Raw genomic sequence first — 22,299 nt, forward strand, 5'->3', positions numbered from 1 at the left:
GGAATCTGTTTACTTCTGTTATCCGTGAGCATATTTTTGCCAACATTGGCAAGGATGCCATTATTTAGAATACATAGATGATCTTTTTTGTCAATGCGTAAGTCCTAACTACTAAAGTTTTGTTGCAACTCTTAATGTTTTATTTGCCATTTTCCCGGCAACACCTTGGTAGACTGAATTTTATACATAATGTAATTATTGTCCTTAGCTGCACCTTGTGAGAACATAAGCTTTGGCTCTCTGGTGTACTCAAAAATAAGAAAAACATTCATGGCAGTCAAAAAATGGTAGATTCTCTAAAAAAACCAGGCTTTGAGGAAATGCGTCCTGGGGTTAAAGTCCCCTCAAAAGAAAGCCTCTTAACACCCCGCTTTTACACAACAGATTTTGATGAAATGGCGCGGATGGACATTTCCGTCAACGAAGACGAGTTAAGAGCCATCCTGGAAGAATTTCGTGTTGACTACAACCGCCATCACTTTGTCCGAGATGGTGAGTTTGAGCAATCCTGGGATCATATTGATGGGGAAACTCGCCAATTGTTCGTTGAATTTCTCGAACGCTCCTGTACAGCAGAGTTCTCCGGCTTTTTGCTCTACAAAGAACTCGGCCGTCGCTTGAAGGATAAAAGCCCTCTATTAGCTGAGTGCTTTAACCTGATGTCACGGGATGAAGCGCGTCATGCTGGTTTTTTAAACAAAGCCATGTCAGACTTTAATCTATCCCTAGATTTAGGTTTTCTGACTAAGAGTCGCAGTTACACCTTCTTTAAGCCCAAATTCATCTTCTATGCTACTTATCTTTCTGAGAAGATAGGTTATTGGCGCTATATCACCATTTATCGCCATTTAGAACAACATCCTGAAGACCGGATTTACCCAATTTTCCGCTTCTTTGAAAATTGGTGTCAGGATGAAAACCGCCACGGTGATTTCTTTGATGCCATCATGAGAGCGCAGCCACAGATGCTGAATGACTGGAGAGCTAAACTATGGAGTCGGTTCTTCCTGTTGTCGGTGTTTGCGACAATGTATCTCAATGACATCCAGCGCAAAGATTTTTATGCTTCTCTGGGCTTAGATGCTAGAGAATATGACATCCATGTGATTAAGAAGACTAATGAAACCGCAGGTAGAGTCTTCCCACTCATGCTCGATGTAGAAAATCCAGAGTTTTATCAGCGTTTGGATGTTTGTGTCAAAAATAACGAAAAATTGACAGCAATTTCCAACTCCAATACTCCTAAATTCTTGCAATTCTTCCAAAAAGCGCCAATTTACCTTTCTCATGGTTGGCAGTTATTGAATTTATACCTGATGAAACCCATTGATGCGGTTTCTGCTCATGGTCAAGCTCGCTAATTTAGCGTAGTTTTAGAAAAATTTTGGTGGTTCTGTGATGTACAGAGCCACTTTTTTTGTTTTAATCAGTATATTTAGGGAGCAAATTACAGAAAGTCAGCGTCAGCAGTAGTATACCAATCCTAAATTCTTTTCTCGTTCTCTCTGTATGGGAATGAAGTTTAGAAGGCTCTACCTTAACGTGATAGTAGAGTCAGAGCCTCTGTGATAGCATTCCCAGTCAGAGACTAGGAACGAGATCACAAATTCAGGACTTACGCAAAATCATGAAGAAACGAACCGCGAAGGCGCGTTCGCGAAGCGTTCCGAAGGAAAGGACACGTTCGCGGAGCGTGCCGAAGGCATAGGAAGAAGGGTTTTAGAGAGTTCTTGCGTAAGTCCTGAAATTAAACAAATAGCAGTTCCATATAGCAAGTAAAAATTTATGTATAATTCTATATACAAAGTTTTTAGGAGTAAATTGCCACTCCTGTTGACTTTTTCCCTATTTACTAACTTTGTACCTGCCTCTGCTACCGTTTTATGTCCAGCAAACCCCTCTGAAAAAGACTATAAAATAGCTAACCGCTATGACAGAGATGGAGATAGAGGAAGCAATGGACGCTCTGGTAGAGATGGTCGCAGTGGTCAAAATCAAACTATATCTGCTGATGGTACACCTGTAAATCTTGATTTGTCGGGTCAAGATGGTGAAGACGGGGAAGACGGAGAACGTGGTTCTCGACCTCGCTGTAGAGAAGAACTTGAAAACGTTAACTACAACATCAATGCACCAGATGGTGGTGTTGGTGGTGCTGGTGGTAAAGGTGGAGATGGGGGTAATGGTGGCTCTGTCACCGTCTATTACAGCAATTTGGCAGATTTAAAGAAAATTTTTGTTCGCGCTGTTGGGGGACAAGGTGGACGCGGTGGACAAGGTGGTAGAGGGACAGCAGGTTGTAACTGTCGTCGCAGGAGTTGGGAAATAAAAACCTGCACAGGAACTCCCGGTAGTCCTAATCATAAGTGTACTAATAAAGTTTACAGATGTTACAACGGCAGCGATGGACTTAATGGTAGTTATGGTCAGGACGGTAGGCCAGGACGCTTAGGAAGTTTAAGTCTAATTAACAGCAAAGAACCTTTGACGGATGATACACCAACTTTAAAATTAGCAATTGGTGAATTAGCAAATAAACAGTTTAACCTCTCCAAAAATAAATGGCAGCAGCGACAAGGAGCAAATTCTCTGTTAGCCGTTGGTTCTGTAATTGCTGATGAATATCGAGAGTTTGAAAAGCGGCTAGAAGGAACTTTTAAATTAATTTGGCAAGAAAAACAACCCATTACCAGCTTTGCTAATCTAACTGCAACATTAAATTTAAATGACAGTGAACAAGTAGAAGTTTCTTTTCCTGAAGATTTATGGGTTGATAGTAGTACCAAGAGTCAGGGGAAATTAACAGAGTTTACTGTTAATTATGCGATTCCTAAAAAAGAGGTGACGCGGTTAGCAGTAGCTGAGTTTGTAGATGCGGGACAAAACCTCAATTTGAAAATTGTTGATTTAGCTGCAAAATCTGATTTAATTAATACTCAATTTCGGGTTAAATATCGGGCAAGAGATAATTTTTCTGGTTCTTTTGACTACCAAACTTTTTATGAAGGGGAAATTCCAGCAACACTTATCACTCGTGATTATAACCGTTTTACCCTGGCTTTAGGTAAGCTCAAAATTCCTAGGGAGGCGCTGCAATCGGGTACAAATGTGGATATTCAATTAGTGGCAATTCGTTCTTTAGGGGGACGTTCTGCACAACAAACTCTTAATTGGCAAGGTGCAATTCGTAGGGCTAAATAATTGCTAACAATTTCATGTTTGATTTGTTTAGGATGATTGTTTTTTCCCTTTATCTGTAACCATTTGGGAGAGAATATAACCTGTAAAATCCAGCAACTGATCCAACAAAACGCCAATAATAGCGATATAGAGTATGGACTCAAGAATGTATTTAGAGTTGCTAGTTTTATAAGCATTCCAAGCCAGAAAGCCCAGCCCTTTTGAGCCAATGAGCATTTCTGTGGCAATGACTGTAAACCAAGCTATCCAAAGGCCGATTCTCAAAGCTTTAAATACATGATGGATAGCTACACGAAAGTTATTATCTTGTTGGCGAAATTGTTGGATACCTGTTGCTGTTTCAATGATAATTGACCAGAAGACACCAAAAAAAACAACAAACACAGCGGAAGCTTCTTTCTCTTTAAATACGATGAGAGCCAGGGGTAAAAATGCTATAGCAGGTATGCTGTTGGGTATTTGAAATATCCGCGTAAATAGCTGATAAACTATACGATTAATACCAATAACAAAACCGATAAACAGACCCAGAACAGCGGCTGGAATATAACCTACAAATAACAATTGTAGGCTTGCTAAAACGTCTAAAAATATGCTATTTTCCATTCCTGAGTTACTATTTGAAACGTCTGGAAATACTAGAGCAATAATACTCAATAGCTGCGGAAAGGAAAACTAAAAAGCAGATGAGAGATACTAACTAAAATTTATCATTAAAGAAAAATTTAATAAAAAAAATAAATAATATTTCAATAATTCAATGTCATGAAAATAATACAAACGTAAATCTGTACCTGATTTAACAAAATTATGTAAAAGCAATTATCAATAATATAGCAATCCTAATTCATGCATAAAAACCAGTCTTTATTTACTCTGTATCCTTTGCATCTCTGCGGTTAGTTAAACATTAGTTAAACAAAAATAATTTCCACACACAAAATAGAATAGCTATATGTACATTAGCAAATATGACTTACGCAAAAGTAAGGAAAAAATGAACCGCAAAGACGCGTTCGCGGTAGCGTTGCGAAGCAAAGAGCGCGTTCGCATAGCGTCTCGAAGAGAAGGAAAGAGGGTTTAGAGAAATTTTGCGTAAGTCCTGTCAAATATGAAATTCTCTCATTGAGATTTCATCCTTTATATTTTTGGAATTACTTCCCTAAATTACGTTTCATTTGTTCCAACTCGTCTTGAGTTTCCCAACGCTGAAATGTATTTTCTAAATCGTCGAAACTATTAGGTGGAGTTTGCCAAGCATTGGTTTCTAAACGCTGCTGAGTTTGAGTTTTTGCACGCACTGTCTGTGCTTCGGTGGCTTTAGCTTGCACTTCTTGACGACGCTGCTGAATTTTGCGTAGAAGTTCCTGAGATTGGATAATGCGTTCTTTTAAACCCTGCATTTGTCCCCAACGCTGATTTCCTTCTCGCAGAAGTGTGTCTTCTCTATCTTGTGCTGCTGAGGCTAAATCCTGTCTACCTGCGGCTTTAGCCTTTTGTATACGAATGTGCCAACGTTGGATTTCTTGGGCTGTGGAGAGAATGTCATCTTGCGATCGCTTCTCCTGTAATTGTAACTCAGCTATCAACTTTAAAGTATCTTCTTCTTGCTCTCGCAGCTGTTCTAACAGCATTTCTAATTCCAAATGTGGATTATTACGCAAGAATTCTTCTAAACGTTCTTCTAAAAACCGACTTAAATCATCAAATAAGCCCACTGTAAAAACTCCAAATGTCGGGTGTGTAACTATTTTATTGTAGTAAATTCTCTTGGCTGTTTGCATGATCAGCAACTCCTGTTTTAATACCGTCTAAATTTAAGGTTGATTTGATACAAATCGATAGAGGCATAGACGCAGAGATTCATTTGTAGCTTTATATTAAGTTGTGAAAATTTGTATCATCTTTATATAAATTTCATAAAATTTATATTTTCTACCTATGGTTAGCAAGGGTGTGAGATTGTGCAGTATCATACAATCCATTTTGATCTTAATTATTAATATAGAATTAGAGATAATAGCGGTGATTGAGATATGCGATATCAAGTCAAGTTAAATAAAATAGATAAAGTCTATGCTATCTGGTGTCCTGCTTTACCTGGATGTTGGACAGTTGGAGAAACGGAACAAGAGGCTTTAGATAAGATGAAATATGCTATTCAAGCTTACTTAGAAACTGCTGATGAAGTTAGTAAAAATTCAGAATTTTATTATGTAGAAGTTAGATAATACTAATTCGCAAAAATACGCATTAATCAATTCGATAATTACCTAAAGTGGTGTCACCCAATAGGTAATACCGTTAACAGTTTTATTCCTCAACCCAAACTTAGGTAAATCCTCTTCATTCCAACCAAGATAAGTCCAATGAGGAAGATCATTTTCGACAGTCTGAAACCAACCATTTTGATTTAATGCTTGTCTCTGTGCTTGATTAGATACTCGTAAATCAATCGCTAATCCCCAGAGATGTTGTGAAGTTCCTGGGGGTGCAACTGTACCCAGAATTTTTGTTTCTTTACCTTGTTGTACTTGTGATAAAGTTTGACTATTAGTGTATTTTTGCCAAAATCTTAAATTGGTAGCAAAACTGCGAGTACAATCACCAGAATATCCAGATTTAAGAGGAATCTTTTGCAAATATCTAGCTTTATTAAAAGCTTCAGCAGCAACTTTTTGTAAATAACATTCTGTAGTCCCTTCTACTAAATCTACTCGCAGATTACCCTGATATTCTTGGGTTTGTTGTTCGTTGTCTAAGATAACTTTTGGTGGTAGTTTAATTTCTGGTTCTTGATTTATAAATACTGTACCGTAAGCACGCAGGATGATATATTCAAACGTATTAGGTTGGGGAAGATTTACTATTTGGTGGGTAATTGTAGCCAGAAACCGCTGTTGTTCGTCTAATTGCTGATTGGGAATAAATGGTGTTGATGGTATTGTATTGACATTATTTATTACTGCCGTATTTTCTAATGATTTATAGTAGTTAATGTCACTACTGCCAACTAGAGTAAAAAATATGAAGGTAATGATGGTAATAAAAGTTATCTTTCTTAAACGGCGTTTTAGTTTGGAATGACGTTTCATTAAAAAAATGATTGACAACTTGGTTTTAATTATATTACAGATTTTCAGGAATACTTAAAAACTGTATAAATAAGTATTTTACTCTTCTGTCTCAATGTTTAATAACAATACTGAATATCCATATTAGTTCTCATCACTAAGGTGGAATTTACCCAGATATGACCTGAATAATACCCATAATAAGTGTCAATATCATATATAATATGTTAGTTAACATACTTATAACCAAATATTGCAGACTGTATAAATGGCAACAAATCGATTAACCGCTATAGAGTTATTTGCTGGTATTGGTGGTTTCCGTCTGGGTTTAGAAAATGCCAATATCGAAACTATATGGGCAAATGATATCAATGAACTGTGTTGTAAAGTTTATAAAAGTAATTTTGGTAAAGATTCAATTGTTTTAGGAGATATTAACGAAATTTCTATATCAGATATACCTAATCATAATATTTTAACGGCTGGGTTTCCTTGTCAACCATTTAGTTCTGCTGGGAAAAAGCTCGGAGTAAGAGATAGAGTTAGGGGAACGTTATTTGAACGCATTGTAGAAATTATAGATGCAAAAAAACCAAAATATTTCTTTTTAGAAAATGTCAAAAGACTCTTAACAATGGAAAATGGTTATCATTTCCGAGTAATCTTAAATGCGCTATCTGAATTAGATTATTTGATTGAATGGAGAATTATTAGTCCTATTAGTTTTGGTATTCCTCAAAATAGAGATAGAATTTTGATTTTTGGTACTAAGTTAAATTCTCCAGATATAACTTCTCATCTCTTGGAAAATACCTCTGTTTTTTTAACCAAAGAAGACTTAATTAATTTAGATAATATATCAATATTAATGGAAAAATATATGTTGCCTCTATCTACGAGTACAGGCACAAATTGTAATTGGGGAATTGCCTATAAAAATAAGATGTTAACTCAAAATCTGTCTCCATTATCAGATATAAAGCCCAGAAAACAGCTAAAACATATTTTGCAAGATGAAGCAATAGTAGATACCCAATTTGATTTCACAAATGATACCTTAGAACGTATTAAGCAAAGTAAGTCAGTGAATCGTTATTGTCAGGGAGTAGAAATATTATATAACCAAGAGGGAGGATCAAGACTAGGTTATACAATCTTTGGAATTAATGGTATTGCATCAACATTAACTGCTTCTACATCAAGACACTATGAACGCTATAAAATAGGTGAAAAATTTCGCAGATTAACTAATGTTGAATATGCTCGATTAATGGGCTTCCCTGATGATTGGTGTAGAGAAGCAAAAATTTACAATCAATATGCTTTATTTGGTAATGCCATTGTCCCTGCTTGTGTAGAATGGGTATGTAAAAGAATTGGGGAAAAAAATATTGAATTTCCTAAATCTACTTGGCAGCAATTAAGTTTGGCTATTTAGTTGACTTTTGAAAAATATGGAATTACTAACGCTAGAATCTCTGAAAAAGGCTGCACAGAGTTTTTGTTTAGAACTGGGTGCAATACCAATTCATAATCTCTATGGGGTTACAGATGGTAAAGCCGTAGGAACTTACGTTGAATCTGCTTTTAATCAATATTTATCTACAAGATATGATTACACCCTTGGTAGTGCAGCATTAGGAATTGATTTCCCTGGCTTAGAAGTTGATTTAAAAGTAACATCAATTCGACAGCCACAGTCTTCATGTCCTTTTCGCAATGCTAGTCAAAAGGTTTATGGATTAGGTTATAACCTATTAATATTTGCATACGAAAAAATTGATAATCATAGTTCTCGTACTGCTAATTTAAAATTCCAAAATGTTGTTTTTGTAGATAAGAAACGTACTGGAGATTATCAAACAAGCTACGGTATAACAGAAATTATACGCCGGAATGGTAATAAGGATGATGTGATAGCTTTTTTAGAGGAACGGAATTTCCCCCTAGATGAAATTGGTCGGGAAACACTAGCAGAAAGAATTTTAGAGAAACCTCCAGAAATTGGCTATCTGACTATTTCTAATGCTTTACAATGGCGGTTGCAATACAGCAGGGTTATCCAAGTTTCCACAATAGGAACAACAACAGGGATAGAAAATCTATTAACATAGATTGTAACTAGCCTTTTTAATTATTAATTATTAATTCTTAATTACTTATGACCATGCACAATTCCGTTGAATTCCAAGACGCATTTGATGTGATAGTCGTCGGTGCAGGTCACTCCGGTTGCGAAGCAGCTTTAGCTACTGCCCGCCTCGGTTGTCGGACTCTGCTTTTGACCCTTAATCTAGATAGAATCGCTTGGCAACCTTGTAACCCAGCAGTGGGAGGCCCAGCCAAATCTCAATTAACCCATGAAGTAGATGCTTTGGGTGGAGAAATTGGCAAAGTCGCAGACCGCACCTATCTACAAAAACGCATCCTCAACTCTTCACGAGGGCCTGCGGTGTGGGCATTACGAGCGCAAACCGATAAGCGCGAATATGCAACAGTCATGAAGACCATTGTCGAGAATCAAGAAAACTTGACAATTCGGGAAGGAATGGCCACCGACTTGGTGCTGGGTGCTAACGATGAAATTATCGGTGTGCAAACTTACTTTGGCATGGCGTTCCAATGTAAAGCCTTAATTATCACCACCGGCACATTCTTGGGTGGTAAAATTTGGGTGGGCAACAAGTCAATGCCAGCAGGACGTGCGGGAGAATTTGCGGCTGAAGGATTGACAGAAACTCTCAATCGCTTAGGATTTGAAACAGGAAGATTAAAAACAGGAACACCGGCGCGGGTAGATAGACGCTCGGCAGACTACAGTAAAATGGAAATCCAGCCGGGGGATAAAGAAGTCCGCTGGTTTAGCTTTGACCCCCAAGCGTGGGTAGAACGGGAACAAATGGCTTGTTACATGACCCGAACTACTGCGGAAACTCATCGCTTGATTCGGGAAAATTTGCACCTATCACCGGTTTATGGTGGTTGGGTGGAAGCGAAGGGGCCGCGTTATTGTCCGAGTATTGAAGATAAGATTGTGCGCTTTGCAGATAAAGAAAGCCACCAAATTTTTATTGAACCAGAAGGAAGAGATATTCCCGAATTATACATCCAAGGCTTTTCTACAGGTTTACCAGAAAATCTGCAATTGTTGATGTTGCGGAGTCTTCCCGGTTTGGAAAACTGCGTGATGCTGCGTCCTGCCTATGCGGTGGAATATGATTATATACCAGCAACTCAGTGTTATCCGACGTTGATGACGAAGAAGGTAGAAGGGCTATTTTGCGCCGGACAAATTAATGGAACAACCGGTTATGAAGAAGCTGCTGCTCAAGGTTTGGTAGCGGGAATTAATGCAGCCCGATTTGTGCGGGGTGAGGAAATGATTATTTTCCCCCGTGAGCAAAGTTACATTGGCACTTTGGTTGATGATTTGTGTACAAAGGATTTACGGGAACCTTACCGAATGCTGACAAGTAGGTCTGAATACCGCTTGTTACTGCGTTCTGATAATGCTGACCAACGGTTGACACCTTTAGGAAGAGAAATTGGTTTAATTGATGACCGTCGTTGGGATTTGTTTACTAGCAAACAAGAACAGATTACGGCAGAAAAAGAACGTCTGCATTCTACCAGAATTAAAGAACTGGAAGAAGTGGGGAGAGCGATCGCACAGGATACCCAACAAGTAATTAAAGGCTCAATTACCCTTGCTGACTTATTGCGTCGTCCAGGAATACATTATGTTGATTTAGAAAGGTACGGACTAGGTGACACCACCCTCAACCAAGCCGAAAAAGAAGGTGCAGAAATTGACATTAAATATTCTGGATATCTAGTCAGACAGCAAAACCAAATCGAGCAAACTGCACGTCAAGCAAACCGCCAGTTACCATCTGATTTAGACTACACAACAATTGATACTCTTTCTAAAGAAGCCAGAGAAAAGCTCAACAAGGTAAAACCCCTCACAATTGGTCAAGCAGCACGAATTGGCGGAGTTAATCCAGCTGATATCAACGCCTTACTAATTTATTTAGAAATACGTAAAACCAAAACTCAGCCAGATTTTTCGGTACTAGTTTCCACCAAATATCACCAAGGGTGAGTATAGTATAGGATAGGGGATCGGTATGATCGATGACATAAATTTGTGAAGTGATATTATCAATCATTTCCAAATCATTGTAGAATTTAATACCACTGCTTAATCAACTTATGTCCTCTGGGATTAAGTGATTGGCTGTTTGATTAAAAAAAACTCGATATTCCGGCAATCAAAGTGTCGTTTCCCCGTCCTAGCAGCTACAACCGAAGAAGTCTATGATACCAGAAGCCAGCACCCATCTCACTATTTCGGAAGCATCAGAGGACTTAATCACCAATGAGCCTTGGTCGATAGAGACTTACGCTGAAGGCTTGATGGATGATATCTTCACCGATATTGATGACATTCTGGACGGTCGAAGGAAGCGGCCTGCCAAAACTGTGAGGACAGAATACCCCTCTGTACAAACAGTTACGGTGAAGATGCCAGAAGTTGTTTTACCACAAAGAGTACACCAAGCAGTCAAGGCGCTATCGCCAAGCAAAAACCAGCAAACAAGTACATTGGTACTCAACGCTCCCTCTGTGACAGCTATTAGTCCCAGGACTGAGCAAAAAAATCGTGGTTTAGATAAGCTGCTAATTCTGGGAGCGTCCTTGGGCTTGGCAATTGTCGGTACAGTCTATCTAACAGAGTCGGGATTACTAACTAACCAATTGACTTCGCAGAGTCTGCCAACAGACCAACTAGCATCACCAGTGGCAATCAAACCAGACCCGCAAGCCGAGTTGGTTAATTATATGCTGGAAGCCCTGGCAGTGATAGACCAGCAAGGAGTAACCAATAATCAGACACCTGCTAAACCTGGATTTCCCGATGTAAATCTGAACCAGACAAACGCTTTGGCTTTGCCCAATACCCAACCGTTGGGGAATCTACCACCACCTTTGGCTGCTAACAATGTCCCCCCAGTTCCGAGTCGGACAACAAATGTGATCGAACGGATTTATATCCCCGTTTATCAAGCGCCCCAACCTATGCGTCCCTTACCACCGGTTCCGCCAATTCTCCCACAGGGTTCTGCACCTAATACTGTACAACCAGTAGCCAAGCCGATACCGGAAAAAGTGTCAACTCCATCTGTGAAAACCCCAGTGACAGCTGCGAAGCCAGCGGTTAATCCTCAGCCACTGCGAATATTACCACCAAAACTACCTACGGCTAAACCAACTACACCAACAGCAGTTATAGAAAAAGCCCCAACTACTATCCAGCAACAGGCATCTTTACCTGCCTATTCCGCAGAGTTAGAGGGATTGCTAGAATTGGGTAACAAATCTGCCGCTTTGTTTAAAATCGATGGCGTGACTCGCCGGATTAACCTAGGAGAGAGTATTGGTTCTAGTGGCTGGACGCTAGTAGAGGTGAGTAACGGTGAGGCAATTATCCGTCGTAACGGTGAAGTGCGATCAATTTACGCAGGGCATAAGTTGTAAAACTCCTCCTAGTAGTCTGTCAACCCAAAAATGACGGGTGAAGGCAGGCAGGAGGCGCTCTTGAGGTAGAGGAAGCAGGGGAAGAATATAATTTTTTTCCTATCATTACCCGTCCAAATAAATTTGACGGACACTAGCACGATATAAATTCATCTGAGATTTATCTGCGTACTCTTCTCTTCTCCTATCGGAGACGCTGCGCGTTGGCGTTAGCCTCGCTTTTGGCGATACGGGAAGCCACCGGTAGGGTGTCTATATCTGCGGTAGTTGTCCTTGAAAATTTATTCTTTGCAACTTCATCTTCAGAAATGTCTGACTCAGAAAATAAATGCATACTTCTAGCAATCCTAAAGTTTTATCTAGGATTGCTATATATTTTCTCTATCAAATTTGTCTTTCAATTATAAATTTGTAAGATTCACATTTACAGGAATTGAAATAAATTGCTATATTGAGATTTACTAAATAATTTAGCAATAAATATTTAGTTTTTTATAAAGTCCACATAGAAACTTTAACTCACATTCTCACAAAAGTCAATTTACTAAAAAGCCTTATGTCCAATTTTAATTCATCATTTAATGTAACCGTTCAGGCTCATAAAGAGCATTCATTCATAAAAAATTCCCGAAATGTGATGGAAATGTTAGTGGTAGAGGAAGTAGAAAAACAAATTCAATCCTTACCCTTGAAAACTGCTAACTACATTAAAGCATCGGAAGTAGTTGCTTATGCATTGAATCGTTTGCCCAGCCTCTATGCTACTAGTAAAAGAGGGTGGCAGCGGCAGTGGCATCATGGAAAAACAGAGTTGTATCAGCAAATTTCCACAGCTGTGCGTCAGGGAATGGCAGCTGTACAACGAGATCCACTCCGTATTAACGAACCTCTAAATTTCCCAGAAGATCAGGCTGCACAGACTGCTTTGGAAGGACTAAAAGTATTACTGCAACGTGAAGATATATCATGGGACAACCTCAACAATGTGGTTGAACAAACCTTGCTCAACACACTAAAAGGGAATATAACTTGGAGCAATGGTCGTTCAGACAATCAAAAATTTGACTGGGAAAAGCATCGACAGTAGGTAAATAATTATCATTGAATAAGGCTATTCTTGCAGGGGGCAAAAGGGTCTTATTGCGCTGACTTACTTAACTGGAGAATGATTTTATTGGGGAGAGATGGGGTACTCAACGCAGTAAGATGACCAAATGCCCGATTCCAATTCAACAAATAAATTGATTGATTAAGTACCTCAGCAAGCCCTAATTATATATTTAGCCAAAGAATAAAAATCGCTGTATTCCTTTACTGTTGACTGCGATGCACTCTCGCTTGCCGTACTACGGACAGGCTGCGCCAACGCGGAGCGTCTCGTTCACGCAGTGTCTCCGACAGGAGAAGAGAAGTGTTCCCTATTCCCTATTCCCTCCCCTAAATATGCAATTTATTTTGCACGACTACTTATTAGTCATAATCATATTCTGATTCATATATCTCAAGATCTACTGAAACCCTAGTATCAGATAAATCTAAAGCATCATCTGTGAGGCGGATGATTTCCCCAGAAAAAAATTGTGCCAGACTTTTAGCCGCATTTGCTACTTCATCATGATCCCAATTTGTCGCAGGTGCTTGAATTGGTGACGGAGACAGGGTTTGTATTGGGGCTGTATTCGTCGCTACGGGTTCAGTTTTTGTTGGTGCTGGTGCTGCTGGGGTTGGTTGTGGTACGGCTGCTGGTGCTGGTTCTGGAGGTTGAATTTGCTGGTTGTAATTAGGGACTGGTGGCTGTTGGACGCGAGTAGAATCTTGTGGTGGAGGATTTTTTCTGGCTGAGGTAAGTGTTGAAGAAGTTAATTTTTCCAGACATACCTGGATTTCTCTCTGGAAAGTTTGCTGAAAAGCAGAGGTAATTATAGGCAGATCAGATTTACCTTTCTCATACCATGCTTGTTTAATAGCAATACGTGCCACAACACCATCAAAGTCCATAAGTTGGCTCATTTGACGTAGCATTTCCCTCCTTGAGGCTGGTTGAAGGTTAGCTAGTACCTGTTGCCACACTTGAGTTAAGTCATACTGTGATCCTGCCACAACTTCTTGTGAGGGTGCTGTGGAAATCGTTACAGGTGGTGGAGTATGTACAGGTTCTGGTGGTGGTGAAGATACTGTATTAGGTGTTGAGTTGTGATTGGCTGGGGTATAAGCCGGTGGGGATACAGAATTAACTGCGACATTGTGATTTGTTTGGGCATAGGCTACTGGGGGTGGAGATACCGCAGGTGTATTCACTCGTTGAGGTACACTTGGCGCTGACGGCTGAATATTGGCACTGGGTAACAATCCCAGTAGTGTGACTTCTAACCACAAACGGGGCTGAGTAGTGTTTTTAAGTTGGACTTCTGCTGTCCGCAGGTGTTGCTGTCCGCGCAATATTGTGGTTATGTCTAACCTTTGGGCAGAGTTAACTAATGCAGTCCAGGTTTGCTGAGTACAAGCAACTAAATCTTGACGATGAGGGGCAGTTTTAGCAATTAGTAAATCCCGGTAGAAAGCAGCCAAATTTTGGAGAATGGTGAGGGGTTCTCTACCTCGATCTAGGATTTTTCTGGTAGAGTCTAGCACGACTTCAGGATTATCTTGTGCGATCGCATCTAATAAACCTAACAAATCCTGTTCACTAACTGAACCTACCAAATCCCAAACTTGTTCTGGCGTAACTTCTCCAGCCACCAGTGCTAATTGATCAAGTAGACTTTCTGCATCTCTTAACCCCCCTTGAGCAATTTGTCCCACTAAGGTAAGAGAATCATGGGCAATATTAATGCTTTCTTTAGCGGCAATATGGGTTAAATGCTTTACCATCGCCTCTAACTGAATACGTCTAAAGTCAAACCTTTGACAGCGGGAAATAATTGTTGGTAATACACGCTGCGGGTCTGTTGTCGCTAGGACAAAAACAACGTGCTTTGGTGGTTCTTCCAGTGTCTTTAGTAACGCATTAAATGCGGCGGTACTGAGCATATGACAGTTATGAACCAGAAGCCCATTAGCTATAAAGTTATGGTTATCCTCAACTTCAATATCATAGACTCGTTCAACTCCAGCGAGGTGAACAGATTCGACCTTCTCCAAACTTGTAGTCCATTGCGGGTATGGAATATCGTTTAAGGTCTGCCAACCATTTTCGACTGGTACTTGCTCCCATCCATATGTAGTTGTACTGCTTCCCTGTGCTACTTCTGGTGTAAAACTTTGTTGCTGCTGGGTATCCCATTGCTGTAAGCCAGGTAGCAATAAGTTGATTTTCTGTGGCTGAGAATCCTTCTGTATGTAGTTGAATTTGTGGGCTTCCTTCTGGACTGAGGCTGAGTGATCCATCATCACAAAACCACCAAGCAAGTCCTTCTGGAGTAATTTTATTGAGCCATTCCATTGAGACAATTTTTTTATCCCTACTCGGTTTAACGATGTCAAACACTTCTTGGAGTTGGGGATGACAACCTGTGTTGCAGGTAACTGAGATTTTACCGTATCCTTGATTTGCTGTAACTCGTAACTTTGGACGCAGTTCTGCAAGACGAAAGGCTTTGTATTCCAACCAATCTTGTTGACTTTCTGCGTGTGTCCAAGACAATCTAGGGAATCTACTGTGTTTGTTGGGGTAGCCGATAGAGCAATCTCCCAGTAACGTTCCGTAGATGAGTCCGAGTGCATCAGGTTGTATAAAGGCTGTATTAGCAAGGAAATTCTCTGTTCTGAGTTCCCAATTTCCGTGTCCTTTTTTGTAAGGATGTCTTGTCCAGTGAGATTGGATGCTGGTAATTCCCTTTCCCTTTTGTTGTAAAAAGTTTGGGATATCAAGTTTTTCTCCACATCCACAAGCACAGAACGGTTGAAGTAATTGGGCTTGTTTGATAATTGATTCCAAATCGTATGATTTTTGCCCGTATGTATTGCCTTTAAACTGGTGTCCGCTAACGAATCTTCGGATGCGTCCATCAATGCCAAATTTGTAAATGAGAGCGCCGCATCCACACTCACAGGGGATAGTATCTTCACACCTTCTTTTACGTCTCTTGCTGGTATCCATCCCTGCTCTGTTCTGATTAAATGATTACCTGTACATCTAATTTCCCGGTTAGTGGTTTTGATGATTAAGGTTTGCTTTTCTCCTTGGTCTAACCAACGGACAATTTTCTTAAATTCCCACTTGCCAGATGAATCATTGTAGCTAAGGGCTTTCTTACCTTTGATACTGGGGTTATCAATACGGACAAGTCCTACATCAGTTAAAACCAATGAATCTCCGGACAAGCATTCGTCAATTACATAAACCTTATACCGACACTGCACAGGGGCAAACTGCGCCTTTTCAATCAATTCGCGGATATTATCGACACCAGTGTTACTGGCTGCATCTATTTCAATTACGTCCAAAGAATAACCTTTAGTAATGCCTTGACAACTATCGCAAACTCCACAGGGTTCAGCAGTTGGGCTGTTACTTTTAAGACAATTCAAAGATTTGGCTAAAATCCGGGCGCTAGAAGTTTTACCCGTACCTCTGGGGCCAGTGAACAAATAGGCAGGAGCGATTTTAGAGGAGCTAATCGCATTGGTGAGGGTGGTAGCGATCGCCTCTTGTCCCACCAGTTCAGCAAAATTCTTGGGGCGATACTTGTGGTGCAGGGGTTCGTAAGACATGGAGAGCAATTTCAATGCCTTGGTTTAGTTGATTTTATAGCACCCAGTAGAGTTTGGGGTTTCACTATTTTAGCAACTCATGGCAATTTCCCTTGGGAAAAATTATTTTCAGTATATTTACAGATTAACAACTAATTAATGTTATTTTTAGTATTTATCATCCCTAAACGGCAATCCCCAATGAATAGCCGCTTGTCACCGACATCGCTAAAATTTTAAGAAGCAACACTCAATGGTGCAGAAGATGCTCAAGCGGCTAATTCAGTGGCTCAGAAAATTTTGTCAGCGCTTGTTTGGAAGCAAAAAAAATCCCATTCCAGCGAAAGAGAACGTAGATAAAAAAGTAGCACCACCCCTAACTGATACGGATCTAGAATTTCTGTTCACAGAACTTTTAGCAGGCGTTCAGCAAGCTAGAGGTCAGGCTTGGGCGCAAAACTGGTTACATAAAATTGAGCATCGCGTCAGTACCCAACGCTGGATAGAGTGGTTAGAGCGCTTTGGCAAAAGATTATTAGAATCGCGTACACCTAATAATGAATTAGCCGCGAGGTTAGTGTATTTAGGCGAATTGGGTGTCGGACAAATTGGAGATCTTGCCTATGATATTGGAATGCAACTGTTGACACGCAATCAAGGCGAACCAATTTGGGAATATGACGGGCCAGATACTATTAGCCAAATTATCTCAGCACCAATCATCTCTCCTGCACCCGAAGAAGCCGATGATGAAAATTTGCCAGAGGGAGAATACCAAACTGTCACCTTGGATGAATTGTTTGTCATGTTGCAGCAAGATGAAACTCTCCGCCAGCAAATTGCCCAACAACTAGAAATTGAAACAGATGATCCACAAGTTATTATCCAGATGTTGATCAACCAATCTCAGGTAGAGGAGTGATATCTAGGGAAGGTTAAACACTTATAGTTAGGGAACCGCGCGGGGACACAGGGGGACGGGTCGAGGTTTTTGATATAGCAGATTGCAGATCAATGAGGTACAGAATATAAATTGAAACCTAGACACCAAGCCAGTTTTACTCCTGACTCCTGACTCCTGACTCCTGAATTCTGCTGTAAGTAGTTAAGCGAACATAATGTGAATTCTTTCTGACCGGAAATTGAGATGAACAGCCGGAAAAATCCAGGATTACTGAAAACTTTTTGTATAGTTTTTTCACCTTATTAACATGGTTTTACCTCAATTGCCTAATCTGTTAAGTAATTCATGATTTTTTTTGACACAACGATGGCTACAATCTAGGAGAGAGAAAATCCAAGAATGTGGCAAATGCTCAGGTGGCTATTGCAGTGGCTTAACAGATTTTTGAAGTACCCCTTTGACAGTCGTCGGACTCATGATTCCCACGCTGCTGAGGGACACAAGGTGGTAGACCCCCCACCGGAATTAACCAATGCCGATCTGGAACTTTTGTTTAACGAGTTGCTAGAAGGTGTGCATCAAGCACGAGGGCAACAATGGGCGCTGAAATATTTACAGCGGATGGAACCTCGAATTACAGTGGAGCGTTGGCTAGATTGGCTGCTGATATTTGGTGAAAAATTATTAGCTTCACCTGCGCCAAATAGTCTAATCGCAACGCGAATGGTGCAACTGGGTGAACTGGGTATCGGCCATGTTGGCGAACTTGCTTATGACATTGGTATCCAGTTATTGAGGCGTAACTTCGTCCAAGAGTATGAGGACAATCCAGCCCCAGTAGAGGTCGAAATTACGAACCCAACAGAACTACTGGGAAATACTCCTGGTCAACAATTGCTGCGCGATTTTGGTGAAGAGCTATGGGAGCATGATCACCAAGAAGCTGTAAATATCACGCCAGTATCCCCCAACTTGGAAGAAGTATGGACACTGTTGAGTCAGGAAAATCAAGAACCAGATCTATCTGTAGCTTTCAGTTATGAGTATTCAGAAGATGATAGCCCGGTAAATCTTGAGGATTTAGAGCAAGTTCCAACTTCTTCCTTGACAGAGAGTTGGGATCAGTCGTTGGTTAATATTGAACCGAAGGTAGCTCAAACCCTAGATGAGTTGGTGGTGAGGTTGGAGCAAAGTACCAATTTAGTCCAGCAACTTGCTTCGGAACTAGCAATCCGCGATAGTCAAGCAATTATTGAGCGACCATCATTTCAACTGACTGTTACTAATCAGGCTCAAGCATGGTTTTACCAAGGTTTACAGCAAGCTAAATCTGGGGATTTGTTGGGGGCGCTGGCTTTTTATAATCAAGCTACTAAACTGGAACCGGAATCTCACGAATATTGGTTTAACCAGGGCTTGACGCTGTTTCATTTACAACGTTTTGAGGAAGCGATCGCAGCTTATGATCAAGCTGTTGCCTTAAAACCTGATTTCTACCAGGCTTGGTACAATCGGGGTGGTATTCTGGGTGAGTTTGGGGACTTTGAACAAGCTATTACTTGTTTTGACAAAGCTATAGAATTTAAGCCTGATTATCAAGAAGCTTGGTCTAGTCGCGGGTTGGCTCTGCTGAAATTAGGACTGATTTGGGAAGCCATTTCTAGTTATGACCAAGCGCTGAATCTCCAACACCAAGACCAGGAAACTTGGTATTATCGGGGGGTAGCTCTGGCTGTATGTGAGCAATATGAAGATGCGATCGCAAGTTATGACCGAGCTTTAGATATCCAACCCGACTATCACGAAGTTTGGATTGACCGGGGTGTAGTATTGTTCAACTTAAACCGCTGGTTAGAAGCGATTGAGTCTTGGGATCAAGCCCTCTCAGTTCAATCTGACTTCTACTTAGCCTGGTATAACCGAGGTATAGCCTTGGAAAACTTAGGAAGACGTGAAGAAGCGATTACTTCCTACAAACAAGCTATCAGCATCAAACCGGATTTTCACCCGGCCTGGTATAACCAAGCAGTAGCCCTATTTTATTTAAATCGATTTTCAGAAGCGATCGCTTGTTATGATCACGCCTTAGAAATCAAACTGGACTACTGGGAAGCTTGGCTCGGTCGCGGTGGAGCCGTGGGTAACTTAGTAAATGACAAATTATCTCTGATTTTACCCAGTAGTATCGCTACAGCCAATCCTGCCCTCAATCAGCGCGGTTATGAAGGCAAATTAGCTACCTATGAAGAAGGTTTAAAATATCTCCGCCCAGATACTCACCCAGAAGGTTGGGGTAGATTGCATATTGCGATCGGTAATACACACTACGAACACGGGAAAAAACAACCCTCACCCCGCTATTTTTGGCAAAAAGCAGTATCTGAATATCAACAAGCCCTATTAACCCTCACAGCCGAAGATTTTTCGGAATTGCACCTAGATGTTTTACAATCTCTCACCAAAGTTCTTGTCGGTTTGGGACAAACAGCACCAGCCCAAGAATTACAACAACATGGACTAGACTTATTACAACAACTACTTAATCAAACAACCCGCTCTGAGCAAAGTAAAAAACAACTAGCTCTGAAATTTGCAGGATTGAGACAATTAGGAGTTGATTTAGCTGTCAATGTCGGTGATTTAGTCGAAGCTTGGGAAATAGCAGAAGAGAGAAAAAACACCTGTTTAAAATTACTAATTTATGGTTGGAGTAATGACATTGATAAAAGTCATGAAATATATTCCTCCAGCTATGACGCAATTCAACAACTACTCAATTCCACAACAGCAATAATTTATTGGCATCTTAGCCCTATTGCCTTACACACCTTCATTATTAAAGATGAAGCTCCATCACCCATCTTGCTATTAACACCCATACAAGATGTAGAAGCTATACCCGAAGCAGTACAACGCTTAGTTAACTTTGAGAATTGGCTAGAAGATTGGCATCAACAATACCAGGAATATCGCCAAATTGATGATATAGAAAATCAACATAACCATTCCTGGAAATTGGAAATGGAACAGAGGTTGTTACATCTCCACAACATCCTGAATATTTCGACAATTATTCAGGAGTTAGAAGGCATCACCAACCTGATTGTAATTCCCCATCGTGATTTAAATAGATTACCTATTCACGCACTTTTCCCGCTTTCGCAGCCAGATTTACAGGTGAATTACACGATTAATTATCTGCCCAGTATCCAAATAGGACTTTCTCTAAAAACAGAGTTATTATCAAATTGGCAACAACAGAAATTTCTCAGTGTTGAAAATCTAGAAAGCACCGAGCAAAGCGCAATAAAATCAGCGGATTTTACATCAGCAATTGTCAGGCAGATGTTTGATAATTCCCAACACATCAAAGGTTCACAAGTCACCAAAGATAATTTAGAAAATGCTTTAGTGGCAGATTACAACATCTTTCATTTTACTGGTCATGCTATCAACAATTTGAACGAAACCCAAAAATCTGCTTTGGTATTAGCGGGTGAAGATAAGATCACTTTAGAACAACTTTGTCAGCACAGTTTTACAAATTACCGTCTTTTTACCCTCATCAATTCGGAAATTGTCAGCAACAACAGTCAGAATATCAGCAGTGAATATGTGGGTTTAGCAACTGGGTTGTTAAAAAGTGGTGTTCCCTATGTATTAAGTACAATTTGGAATGTAGAATCATCTGCTACTGCTTTAGTAAGCATAGAGTTTTATCGCAGATTAGTTTTTCACACTTCACCGATTATCGCTTTAGCTGAAGCCACAACTTGGCTAAAAGAAATAACGGTTGCAGAACTCATCACCTGGTATGAAAACTTACTGATTAATTTGCATCCCGATGAACTCCGATTTAGGAACTATATATCCACACAAATTGACAAAAATAGCAAACTAGCATCTGACAAACAGCCTTACCATCATCCTTATTATTGGGCAGCATTTATGATTACAGGATGCGATTGAATACTTACGAATTGAGTTGACAACAATAACAAACTCACCCTTATTCATCAACAACATGAAAAGTAAGTTAGTATTGCAAAATAACCCTTTTAGTGAAATATTCCTTTCGGGGCTTCTCACTATAGGATTTACAGTTGCGGGACTAGCCATTACTTATTCAACTTTACCGAGAAATTTTGTATTTTCTTGTAACAGAATTGCGGCAAATAATCCTAGTTGTGATTTTAAAGAAAACGAATTATGGCTAGGAATAAAACAAGAGACTTTTTTAGAACAAATAAATGCAGCAATTGTAGCTACCCTATCTGGAGAAAGTAATGATGATAAATATTTGGTGAAATTAAAAACTGACTATGATAACTTTACTCTTGTCACCTATGAATCAGAAGATAAAGCTCAGAGGATAGCATCTCAAATTAATGGGTTTATTGCTAATAAAAAACAAAATAGTTTTCAAATTGAATTTTCCTCAGAACTAAAAATAGGACAAATATTACTAGGATTGTTATTTCTCGCTATCAGCTTTGCATTTTTGATAGGGATAGTTTTAATTCCCTATTACAGAAAGATGACTTTTGATAAAACTACTAATAAAATCATTATTCAGCAAAGAGGTTTGTTGAAAAATAAGGTTGCTGAACACAAACTGAGTGAAGCTATAGAGGTGATCAAGGAAGAAAAAATAGATAAAAGTGATGAGAGTACAACTACATATATTTTGTTGATGTCTGGAGGTAAACGTATATCTTTATATTTATACTGTGGTAAAGATTGGAAAAATGAATTAGAAATGGTGGAAACTTTAGCCCATTTTCTAAATATTAAAATTACATATCAGCAAATTAAAGTGTAGGTAAGGTAAAACACAAATGTCAAGTTTTACCATCATCATTCAACATTTTGGTGTGCGGGTAA

The 22,299-nt window shown here is 39.8% G+C and carries 15 protein-coding genes; 11 read left to right on the plus strand and 4 right to left on the minus strand.

Translation table 11 applies throughout. The annotated features are described in order from the left end of the window. The first annotated feature begins 284 nt into the window (after window positions 1–284). Window positions 285–1,361: a magnesium-protoporphyrin IX monomethyl ester (oxidative) cyclase gene (acsF, locus tag H6G68_RS11530; protein WP_190906783.1), complete on the plus strand. Its 1,077-nt coding sequence runs from the start codon at window positions 285–287 to the stop codon at window positions 1,359–1,361. A 424-nt stretch (window positions 1,362–1,785) separates the two neighbouring features. Then, window positions 1,786–3,201, plus strand: coding sequence for a collagen-like protein (locus tag H6G68_RS11535; protein ID WP_190906784.1), 1,416 nt, complete (start codon window positions 1,786–1,788; stop codon window positions 3,199–3,201). A gap of 27 nt (window positions 3,202–3,228) precedes the next feature. Here H6G68_RS11535 and H6G68_RS11540 read toward each other — a convergent pair whose 3' ends face one another. Then, a complete protein-coding gene (locus tag H6G68_RS11540) occupies window positions 3,229–3,807 on the minus strand; it encodes an ABC transporter permease (protein WP_190906785.1) in 579 nt (192 codons plus the stop codon). Window positions 3,808–4,355: 548 nt separating this feature from the next. Then, window positions 4,356–4,919, minus strand: a complete 564-nt coding sequence (locus tag H6G68_RS11545) for a TIGR04376 family protein (RefSeq protein ID WP_190906857.1) — start codon at window positions 4,917–4,919, stop codon at window positions 4,356–4,358. A gap of 318 nt (window positions 4,920–5,237) precedes the next feature. Here H6G68_RS11545 and H6G68_RS11550 point away from each other — a divergent pair, with 318 nt between their 5' ends. Next, window positions 5,238–5,432 (plus strand): type II toxin-antitoxin system HicB family antitoxin, encoded by a 195-nt coding sequence (locus H6G68_RS11550; protein WP_016951989.1) that lies wholly within the window; start codon window positions 5,238–5,240, stop codon window positions 5,430–5,432. A 42-nt stretch (window positions 5,433–5,474) separates the two neighbouring features. Here the strand turns inward: H6G68_RS11550 and H6G68_RS11555 are convergent, their stop codons facing one another. Next, window positions 5,475–6,296 carry a D-alanyl-D-alanine carboxypeptidase family protein gene (locus H6G68_RS11555; protein WP_190906786.1) on the minus strand — a complete coding sequence of 274 codons (822 nt, stop codon included), beginning with the start codon at window positions 6,294–6,296 and terminating at the stop codon, window positions 5,475–5,477. A 247-nt stretch (window positions 6,297–6,543) separates the two neighbouring features. Here H6G68_RS11555 and H6G68_RS11560 point away from each other — a divergent pair, with 247 nt between their 5' ends. The 5 genes from H6G68_RS11560 (at window position 6,544) to H6G68_RS11580 (ending at window position 12,906) form a co-directional block, all read left to right on the plus strand. Beyond that, the gene (locus tag H6G68_RS11560; RefSeq protein ID WP_190906787.1) at window positions 6,544–7,716 is read left to right on the plus strand and encodes a DNA cytosine methyltransferase; all 1,173 of its coding nucleotides are present in this window, start codon (window positions 6,544–6,546) and stop codon (window positions 7,714–7,716) included. A 16-nt stretch (window positions 7,717–7,732) separates the two neighbouring features. Continuing rightward, the gene (locus H6G68_RS11565) at window positions 7,733–8,392 is read left to right on the plus strand and encodes a type II restriction-modification system restriction endonuclease (protein WP_190906788.1); all 660 of its coding nucleotides are present in this window, start codon (window positions 7,733–7,735) and stop codon (window positions 8,390–8,392) included. 47 nt (window positions 8,393–8,439) lie between these two features. Then, a complete protein-coding gene (gene mnmG / locus H6G68_RS11570; RefSeq protein ID WP_190906789.1) occupies window positions 8,440–10,383 on the plus strand; it encodes a tRNA uridine-5-carboxymethylaminomethyl(34) synthesis enzyme MnmG in 1,944 nt (647 codons plus the stop codon). 215 nt (window positions 10,384–10,598) lie between these two features. Further along, window positions 10,599–11,819 carry a hypothetical protein gene (locus H6G68_RS11575; protein ID WP_190906790.1) on the plus strand — a complete coding sequence of 407 codons (1,221 nt, stop codon included), beginning with the start codon at window positions 10,599–10,601 and terminating at the stop codon, window positions 11,817–11,819. 556 nt (window positions 11,820–12,375) lie between these two features. After that, window positions 12,376–12,906: a late competence development ComFB family protein gene (locus H6G68_RS11580; RefSeq protein ID WP_190906791.1), complete on the plus strand. Its 531-nt coding sequence runs from the start codon at window positions 12,376–12,378 to the stop codon at window positions 12,904–12,906. Window positions 12,907–13,289: 383 nt separating this feature from the next. Here the strand turns inward: H6G68_RS11580 and dnaX are convergent, their stop codons facing one another. Further along, complete coding sequence (gene dnaX, locus H6G68_RS11585) at window positions 13,290–16,532, minus strand: DNA polymerase III subunit gamma/tau (RefSeq protein WP_190906792.1); 3,243 nt, start codon at window positions 16,530–16,532, stop codon at window positions 13,290–13,292. 232 nt (window positions 16,533–16,764) lie between these two features. Here dnaX and H6G68_RS11590 point away from each other — a divergent pair, with 232 nt between their 5' ends. From H6G68_RS11590 to H6G68_RS11600, 3 genes are all read left to right on the plus strand, one after another. After that, window positions 16,765–17,433, plus strand: a complete 669-nt coding sequence (locus tag H6G68_RS11590) for a hypothetical protein (protein WP_190906793.1) — start codon at window positions 16,765–16,767, stop codon at window positions 17,431–17,433. Between the two features lie 381 nt (window positions 17,434–17,814). Continuing rightward, window positions 17,815–21,384 carry a CHAT domain-containing protein gene (locus tag H6G68_RS11595; RefSeq protein ID WP_190906794.1) on the plus strand — a complete coding sequence of 1,190 codons (3,570 nt, stop codon included), beginning with the start codon at window positions 17,815–17,817 and terminating at the stop codon, window positions 21,382–21,384. Between the two features lie 55 nt (window positions 21,385–21,439). After that, window positions 21,440–22,237: a hypothetical protein gene (locus tag H6G68_RS11600; RefSeq protein ID WP_190906795.1), complete on the plus strand. Its 798-nt coding sequence runs from the start codon at window positions 21,440–21,442 to the stop codon at window positions 22,235–22,237. The last annotated feature ends 62 nt before the right edge of the window (window positions 22,238–22,299 follow it).

The sequence above is a fragment of the Anabaena catenula FACHB-362 genome (assembly GCF_014698735.1).
GTDB lineage: Bacteria > Cyanobacteriota > Cyanobacteriia > Cyanobacteriales > Nostocaceae > Anabaena > Anabaena variabilis_A.

Bases quoted from the DNA above. Each gene is read 5' to 3' on its own strand.
- acsF (WP_190906783.1), top strand. From the start codon at position 285: ATGGTAGATTCTCTAAAAAAACCAGGCTTTGAGGAAATGCGTCCTGGG.
- H6G68_RS11535 (WP_190906784.1), top strand. From the start codon at position 1,786: ATGTATAATTCTATATACAAAGTTTTTAGGAGTAAATTGCCACTCCTG.
- H6G68_RS11540 (WP_190906785.1), bottom strand. From the start codon at position 3,807: ATGGAAAATAGCATATTTTTAGACGTTTTAGCAAGCCTACAATTGTTA.
- H6G68_RS11550 (WP_016951989.1), top strand. From the start codon at position 5,238: ATGCGATATCAAGTCAAGTTAAATAAAATAGATAAAGTCTATGCTATC.
- H6G68_RS11555 (WP_190906786.1), bottom strand. From the start codon at position 6,296: ATGAAACGTCATTCCAAACTAAAACGCCGTTTAAGAAAGATAACTTTT.
- H6G68_RS11560 (WP_190906787.1), top strand. From the start codon at position 6,544: ATGGCAACAAATCGATTAACCGCTATAGAGTTATTTGCTGGTATTGGT.
- H6G68_RS11565 (WP_190906788.1), top strand. From the start codon at position 7,733: ATGGAATTACTAACGCTAGAATCTCTGAAAAAGGCTGCACAGAGTTTT.
- mnmG (WP_190906789.1), top strand. From the start codon at position 8,440: ATGACCATGCACAATTCCGTTGAATTCCAAGACGCATTTGATGTGATA.
- H6G68_RS11575 (WP_190906790.1), top strand. From the start codon at position 10,599: ATGATACCAGAAGCCAGCACCCATCTCACTATTTCGGAAGCATCAGAG.
- H6G68_RS11580 (WP_190906791.1), top strand. From the start codon at position 12,376: ATGTCCAATTTTAATTCATCATTTAATGTAACCGTTCAGGCTCATAAA.
- dnaX (WP_190906792.1), bottom strand. From the start codon at position 16,532: ATGTCTTACGAACCCCTGCACCACAAGTATCGCCCCAAGAATTTTGCT.
- H6G68_RS11590 (WP_190906793.1), top strand. From the start codon at position 16,765: ATGGTGCAGAAGATGCTCAAGCGGCTAATTCAGTGGCTCAGAAAATTT.
- H6G68_RS11595 (WP_190906794.1), top strand. From the start codon at position 17,815: ATGTGGCAAATGCTCAGGTGGCTATTGCAGTGGCTTAACAGATTTTTG.
- H6G68_RS11600 (WP_190906795.1), top strand. From the start codon at position 21,440: ATGAAAAGTAAGTTAGTATTGCAAAATAACCCTTTTAGTGAAATATTC.